Annotated in this window: 4 protein-coding genes; 1 reads left to right on the top strand and 3 read right to left on the bottom strand. The window is 47.9% G+C overall.

Going from position 1 to position 7,823, the window contains the following annotated elements:
- Positions 1–380: 380 nt before the first annotated feature.
- Both ppc and J7545_RS16245 read right to left on the bottom strand, forming a co-directional pair.
- Positions 381–3,479 carry a phosphoenolpyruvate carboxylase gene (gene ppc, locus J7545_RS16250; RefSeq protein ID WP_318719859.1) on the bottom strand — a complete coding sequence of 1,033 codons (3,099 nt, stop codon included), beginning with the start codon at positions 3,477–3,479 and terminating at the stop codon, positions 381–383.
- 289 nt (positions 3,480–3,768) lie between these two features.
- Positions 3,769–4,011: a hypothetical protein gene (locus J7545_RS16245; protein ID WP_318698429.1), complete on the bottom strand. Its 243-nt coding sequence runs from the start codon at positions 4,009–4,011 to the stop codon at positions 3,769–3,771.
- A gap of 350 nt (positions 4,012–4,361) precedes the next feature.
- Between J7545_RS16245 and J7545_RS16240 the strand changes: the two genes are divergently transcribed.
- Complete coding sequence (locus J7545_RS16240; protein WP_318719858.1) at positions 4,362–7,514, top strand: hypothetical protein; 3,153 nt, start codon at positions 4,362–4,364, stop codon at positions 7,512–7,514.
- Here J7545_RS16240 and J7545_RS16235 read toward each other — a convergent pair.
- Positions 7,504–7,823 (bottom strand): tetratricopeptide repeat protein (locus tag J7545_RS16235; RefSeq protein WP_318719857.1); only part of this gene is annotated, 320 nt, incomplete at its 5' end. The genes J7545_RS16240 and J7545_RS16235 overlap by 11 nt on opposite strands.

Below are 7,823 nucleotides of genomic sequence, written 5' to 3'. Positions count from 1 at the left end.
CCAAGAGTATGCATATGGGCAAAAATGAGATCGCCACACCCTGTATCACTGAGTATACCTTAGCTCTGGAAATTATTAATAATAGAAGAAACCGGAGAGTGACAGAAGAGGGATACAGCGCTTTGCGCTGTTATGAGGGACAGTGTTGAATCCTCAAAGCTATGTACCAAAAGCCTATTTCCTATTCCCTATTCCCTATTCCCTAGCGCAAAGCGCTATATTTTCTAAGTAACTCGACAGCACATTTTGTGTGCGAACTTGGATAACACTTGGTTTATGGCCAGTAATGTACCAAAGTCTAAATCATGGGTAAAAACAATAAAGCGCCATAATGTTTTGAGAGTGGAGGAGAGAGAGCTTTCTCTCTCCTCATAGGGGGATCAACCCGTGTTTCGCATTCCCGCAGCAATGCCGTTAATGGTGAGTAGAGCGCCTCGCAGTAATTCGCCTTTACTATAGCGAGAAATCACGCCCGATGAGCCACTGGTATTATGTTGACGTAGGCGGCTTAAGAGGGAGACTTGTAACATGCCTAATGGAATGATCGTACGATTGCGTAACTGAACCGATCGCTGAAGCATGGGGTCTCCATCCAAAAGTCTCTCATGATTCGTAATCGCCAGAATCACTTCACGAGTGCGATAGAACTCCTCTTTGATTTGCTCAAACACCAGTTCGAGTCTCCCTAACTCCTCCTGGGGACAAAGTTTTTCCAGGTAGTGCCTGGAAATATGCAAATCTACCTTAGAAAGGGTCATTTCTACTTTCGAGACTACCATCTTGAAGAACGGCCATTTAGCATAGAAATATTGCAGCAGTTTCAGATGTTGTTGGGGTTCTTGATCGATAAATTCCTGGAGAGCCGCCCCTACTCCATACCAACTCGGCAGTAAATACCGAGCCTGAGTCCAGCTAAACACCCAAGGAATGGCTCGCAGTCCCGAAAGACCTTTCTTTTTACCTCCACGACGAGCAGGACGGGAGCTAATTTGCAGTTGACTAATTTCCTGGATGGGGGTGGCGTAGTGGAAGAAGTCGAGAAAATCGGGTTGTTCGTAGATTAGAGAACGATAGTGCGATCGCGCCTTAATCGCCAATTCTTCCATAATCTCATTCCAGGGGTCAATATCATCAAACCCACTGCCGAGGGCTCCCGCTTGCACCACTGCGGAGGTAATCGTTTCCAGATTATACAAGGCCAACTCTGGTAAAGAATACTTAGAGGCTAACACCTCTCCCTGTTCGGTTATTTTAATCCGCCCATTAATACTACGGCTCGGTTGGGCTAAAATCGCTTCATAGGCTGGCCCGCCCCCTCGACCGACAGAACCCCCGCGACCATGGAAAATCCGTAATTCTACTCCAAATGGAGTGCCGACTTGCTCTAGTGCTTTCTGGGCCTTATGAATTTCCCAGTTACTACTTAAGAAACCCGAATCTTTATTGCTATCGGAATAACCAAGCATGATTTCTTGTAATGCTGGTTTTTGCTCTTTTAAGGCTTCATATCCACCAGAAATGGAAGCTCGATAGGGGAGTAATTCAAACAGTGCTTGCATCACTATTGGCGCTCGTTTGAGGTCTTCGACGGTCTCAAAGAGGGGAACTACTTGTATCGTACTCACACCAGTGGCTGGATCGTAAAGTCCGGCTTCTTTGGCTAACAGCAGGACTTCGAGAATATCGCTGACATCATTGCTCATGCTGATGATGTAAGTTTGACAGATTTCCCGGCCAAATTCCTGTTGCAGTTGACGCACCATGCGTAGGGTTTCGATGGTTTCACAGGTTGTTTCCGAAAACGGTAATTCTCCTGGAATCAGGGGTCGCAAGGTTTGCAGCTCTGTCGCTAACCATTCAACCCGTTCTTCTTCGCTCAGGTCGTCATAGGATTGGGGTAGAATCCGCAAGTATTGGATAATTTCGTTAATGGCGCTGCTATGGCGAGAACTTTCTTGACGGATGTCTAAATGGGCAAGTTTAAACCCGTAAATTTCGACTTGGCAAATGAGATCTTCAAGTTCCCGACAATAAAAACCGGTTTCGGTTAGGGAGCGATGAATCAGTTGCAGTTCTTTCAGGAAGTCTTCACTAGAGGAATAACTGTGCGGGGTGAGATTACTTTCGGGAAACTTGGGTCTACCGTCTTGGCCAATTAGGGGCCGATGGGTGACTTGAATTTCGGATTGCAAGTTGCGATCGCGAGTTTCTTCTAATCGTTTTAGAATATACGACAACTTTAGACGATAGGGTTCCTGGCGATAGCGAATTGATAGTTGCTCATAAACCACGGGAATCTGCTGCTGGTCTTGCTCTAAGGATTCTAATAGCTCGGGTAGCACATCGCTCCAGTGCAAGGATAAACTCAGGATATCCGTTAAGTATTTAATCGAAGTAATGTACTTTTCTAACACCAGGTTTCGTTGATAGCAAGCTGTTTGCCACGTCACTGAAGGGGTGACGGATGGGTTGCCATCTCGGTCCGATCCCACCCAAGACCCAAAGGTACAAAAGTTATATTGAGGAGGAGTTAAGTTGGGGAATGTGTCCTTGAGGGCCTGCTTAAACCTCTGATAGAGTTTGGGAATGGCATCAAACAGAACTTCCCCAAAGTAGTGGAGGGTATAATCAACTTCATCTAAGACCCTAGGCTTAAATTGATGCAATTCATCGGTACGCCACCAGAGGCGAATTTCTTGGCGTAGTTGTTCGGTTTTTTCATTGATTTTGTTGGCTACAGCCGAGGGAATGGAGGCAGAATTGCCCTTAGTCGCCACTAATCCTTCTTCCCATTGATCCAGTTGTTGCAGCAATTTAGCGATCCGCCGTTGCTTATCCCGAATGGTATGGCGAACAATTTCCGTTGGGTGAGCGGTAAAGACTAAGCGCACATCGAGTTGATTAATCAACGATTGAATCTGTCCGGGAGGCACATTCAGTTCTTTGAGTTTGGGAAACAGAGAATGAAATGTTCCTAAGTCACGACGGATTTTACTGAGATTACCACTCCAAGGTTTGGGTTGAAAATGTTCTGGAGGGGAGAGTTCTTCTGGTTCACTTGAATCTAAGGAAGGGTTAGCAGATGTAGGGGAATCCCAATATTGCTGTTGTTGGCCCCTTTGCTCATAATGCTGTTCAACGATATTAATAAGTTGGAAATAGAGGGCAAAGGCTCGAGTTGCCCGGATGGAGGCGTTCAAATCTAAATTTTCAATTAAGGCTTGGGTTTGGGTGTTGACCACATTAGGGGCTTGACCTTCTGGGGAGCAGAGGGTACGCATTTCCCTGATTAAGGTGATTAGCTCACTGCCACATTCTTGTTGGAGTACTGACTCCCACAACTGTTCGACTAATTTCAGACGCTGACGCAACAGCAACTCAGAGGTCAGAGTCGCCACGACTTCATTGGAGGAGGAGGGCGAACTATTAGCTGATAGGTTACTCAAGCTAGGGTTTGAGGGGTGAAGTGTTGAACTCATCGAATTCTGATCCAGCTAGTGATACTCAACCATTCTAGGGGGTGAAGGTTGCTTTGACGGGAGTGATAATCGATCGGTGAATCGATCAATAGACTTCTTGCAGAAGTCAGGCAAAAGACGATAGTCATAGCGGAATATATGATTACTGCATTACTATTTCGTTTTCTGCCCACTGATGCAAGAGGTCTCAATATTTCGCGGGCGGTTGGTCTGCTTTCGATTGTCAAGGGGAGATGGAGAACAAACTGTCCATAACGAACAGTTTTCCCTACAGGAGTGGTTTAGATTTCTAGGTTTCTGGATTCGGTTTGGATGAAGTTTGGGGAGGTTCAGTGAGTAAGGGTAGGCGATCGCCGCGAAAAATCTCTTCTGAGTCTCGACCGACTTGCTGCCAGAATTGGCTCACATTCTTTAAGGCTAAGAGGCCAACCACCACGGGCAGGGTTGATAAACTTAAGAGGATAGAGACCCCTTCACTAGAAACGGCAGGGGAAGACTCTCGATCGGATTCAAGGGAGTTAGAAGGTTGCATATTTTTTTTGTAAAGCGATATAAAGTGTCTAGGGAGCAAGCCCAATCCCATGAATTGGATTATGGGGTTTGATCGCCCAACTCATGCCGTTCTAATGGCATCCAATTCGCTCAGTCTATCCTGAAAAAGTGGCTTGATCAAAGCATAATCCCCTATTCCATCCCATTGTGTAATACCATGCATGGAGACTGGTTTGATAGCAACCGCTAAAGCCGTTAGGACAGGTTTGAATCCTGAAACCTAGCTCCCATGATCTGTTGCCTATTGCTTCGTGCCTATTCCCTACTCCCTAGCGTTTAACGCTATAACTCTTCCCACTCCCCCTTGATGTCATCTTCCCTATGCCGCCCATGAATTCTACTCACACAATCGGGACTTGGACAAGTTTATCCCAATGGGCCCAAGATCGGATTGGGCCAGAGGTGGGAAAAGTGAAAGTCCGAGTACGGGGTAATATTCTCCATATTCTTTGTGAAAGCGCTCCCCATTCTCCTTCGCAAGATTGGGTGGAATCGAGTTTAATTGAAGGACTATCGGAGATTTCCCTAGATCGTTTACTGCCAGACGATCAACCGCCAATTTACCAAATCTGGATTTATGGTCGGGTGAGCGGGCCGAATTATCCAGAGTGGACGAAACAAATTGATTTGAATAAGCTGGCGATCGCCTCTGTTCCTAATCCGAGCGATTATGGCGATCTCCCGCCAGAAAACTCCCCTCAGCCCCGAGGAGAACGACCTACCCCAACGCCAGAAAACGGACGTTCAGTAGCTGCGGCGGCGGTTGCTGACCCCATTGAGACTAGCTCTGGAATGGGGATGGTGGTCTCGAATCGTAATTTAGCGGCTGAAGGTAATCCCCATGCGATCGCCCGTTACCTCAGTGAGAGTCTCAGTCCTCTGGGGATTGGAGTTAAGGTTAAGGTGAAAACCCTGAAGCGCTACAATCAACTGGATACTCCCTTTAAGCGGCTCCATGTGGGTATCTATAGCAACTATAGTCCCGATTCCAGCTTACTGGGGCCGAAAATTGCCGGGCAATTGCGGGAATTAGAGCTATCCGGATTTCGGGATGCGGCGATCGCCTGTCAAGTTCATGGCGAACCTTCCCCAGATTGGGTGTTGCTGGTAGATCTGACTCCCCGCTCGGTGATGCTCCGTCAATGGGCGCGATGGGGAGATGTCCCGGCAATTAATCGCCTGATTGACCAAATATTAGCCCCAGAAACCCAACTGCATATCTCTGCTATTCTCAAAGAATCTACCCTACACCTGTTTTGTCGGGGGACAACAATTCCCCAGCAAGACCTGGTCATCCAAAAGATTCAAAGTTTACTCAATGCGATCGCTCCCCAAGGCATTCATGCCGCCACAATCTACGGTCACCTGAATAATAAATCGACCCCGGCTTGGGTGGATTGGCTGGATCTGCCCGCCAAAAGCGACCCAGATTTGCATCCCTCCACCCTAGAATTAGCCCAAAAGGGTCGTCAAGTCGCCCTACAATTTCTGCTGAATCGACTGCTCAACCCAGAAATTGAGCAACAACTCAGCACTGGAGGAATTCGGATTCAAATTCTGCTCAAGCAAGACCTCTTGCATGTGATGAGTGATGCTCCGGTTTGCCCCAATCAACGGCAAGTCGCTCCCCTAGTGGCGAAATTCTTGCGTCAACTGAAAATTCCGGCTATTGCTGGCGTGCGGGTTTATGGACGCAGAGCGGGTCAAAAACTGCCCCGTTGGAACTATGGGGTTGACTTTAAGTCCAGAAAACGCTTGGTTCCGGAAGCGCCCCCAGAATTCGCCGCTAGTAGCGCCTATGTGGGCGATCTAATTGCCCTCGATCGCGCTCCCCATCGCTGGCAAGATTCTCCTTCCTCGGTGAGTTCAGAGCCTCACCCTTCTTCAGTAGCTGTGCAGGAAACGGAGGATCGATCGGCTTCACCCCAGCAGACCGATCCAGCTTCTCCCCCTCAACCTTCGGTTGCCCCGAAGAAGAAGCGTCCGAAAATCTCCTTAGTACAATACTGTCAACAAGCGTTAGTCAGAAGTGGACTTTTGGCTCCTGATGCCCAACCTGCCGCCATTGAAGGCACGCTTGCTCCCTATTCCCCCACTGCCTATTCCCCACTGCCAACTCCTCCATCGAATCCGAGTTGGAGGGATCGCCTAACTCCTCAACTGATGATTGCCCTGGTTTGGGGGGCTTTGGGGCTATTGCTAACGTTGGAAATTGATTGGTTATTGGGGTATAAATTAACCCAATTAGCGAGTCCAAATTCCTCCAGTGCGGCGATCGCTCCAGGCTATTTGAATTTAGGCACAGATCCAGCCAATGCCAGTGATGAGAGTGTGTTAGGAGATCGGGAGGCGACATCAGAGGAGTGTGTAGATAGTTCCTGTTTAAGTCCTCCGTCTCCCTATCCCACGTTTAATAATCAACTGATTGATGAACATTTGGGGCGCTATCATGCCTTGATGTTAGAATCGGGTGCGCCTGATGTGATGATTATTGGCTCATCCCGTGCCCTGCGAGGGATCGATCCGCAGCAACTGCGAGAGGATTTGGCCGATCGCGGCTATGCGGATGTGAGTATTTATAATTTTGGGATTAATGGGGCAACCGCTAAGGTGGTGGATTGGGTGATTCGGGAATTGTTGACTCCCGAACAGTTGCCGAAAGTAATCATTTGGGCGGATGGGACCAGGGCGTTTAATAGCGGACGGGAGGATCTAACTTATGAGGCGATCGCCGCTTCTGAAGGATATCAACAGTTACAAGCACAAACCTTAACCCGGCCGGAGTATGGTACACCTTGGTCTGGAAATTCATCAACCCAGACTTCTGAGGATAACGATCTGGGTTTACAGCGCTTTTCTATTACCCAGAGCTACGAACAAGCTAATGATTGGCTTGAAGCCGGTTTGGGGTCGTTGTCTGCGGTGTATCCCCAGCGCGATCGCCTCCATAACCAGATTCAGACCACCCTTTCTCAGATTTTACCGGAAGATACCTCACACCTGACCCAGGTAGAAGACCCGGAAATGCTACAACCGGCGATTCTCAATCCGGATGGGTTTCTGCCTTTCAAAATTGAGTTCGATCCCAATACCTACTATGAGAATCATCCTCAAGTCTCTGGGGCTTACGATCGCGATTATGAGTTCTTTAGTTTAGAGGGCGAACAGGATGAAGCTCTTAGAAATACAATGGCTTATACCCAAGACATGGGCGTGAGTTTGATGTTCGTCAATATGCCCTTAACAGATGTTTATTTAGATCCAGCCCGCACAGCCTTTGAATCCCAGTTTCAGGACTATCTTCGCACCCAACAAGCCTTGGGTTTACAGGTTCAGGATTGGATCTTGCTCTGGTTGGGGGGAGAATACGGTTATTTTTCCGATCCGAGCCATCTGAATCGTTATGGCGCTGAGGCGATCGCCACCGAATTGGCTGAAAATACTGAGATTGACTGGACAAAACAATTAAAAATCAAAAATTAGGTCTAGGGCAAAGGGAATGGTAATCGTGGATAATGGCGATCGCCACTTGATGCTGTTTGCCATAAATCCTCAATGCTTTTTCTTGTGCTTTTTCGTACAAAATTTCCGCACTGGGGCGATCGCCTAAAAACACATGCACAGCAGCTAAATCTGCCATCAGCAACGGGAATAGGGGATGCTCGTGATAGCGAAACTGACTGGCCAAATCTAGAGCCTCTTGCCACAACTGTCGGGCCCTTTCATAATGGCGTTGTTTAGCGTTAATTTTGGCCAGTCCTCGCAGACATTCTGCAATGGCGATGGCGTTGT

Origin of the sequence: Roseofilum sp. SBFL (assembly GCF_017746885.1) — a bacterium.
Classification (GTDB): Bacteria; Cyanobacteriota; Cyanobacteriia; order Cyanobacteriales; family Desertifilaceae; genus Roseofilum.
This window is presented reverse-complemented; position numbering and strand designations above follow the sequence as displayed.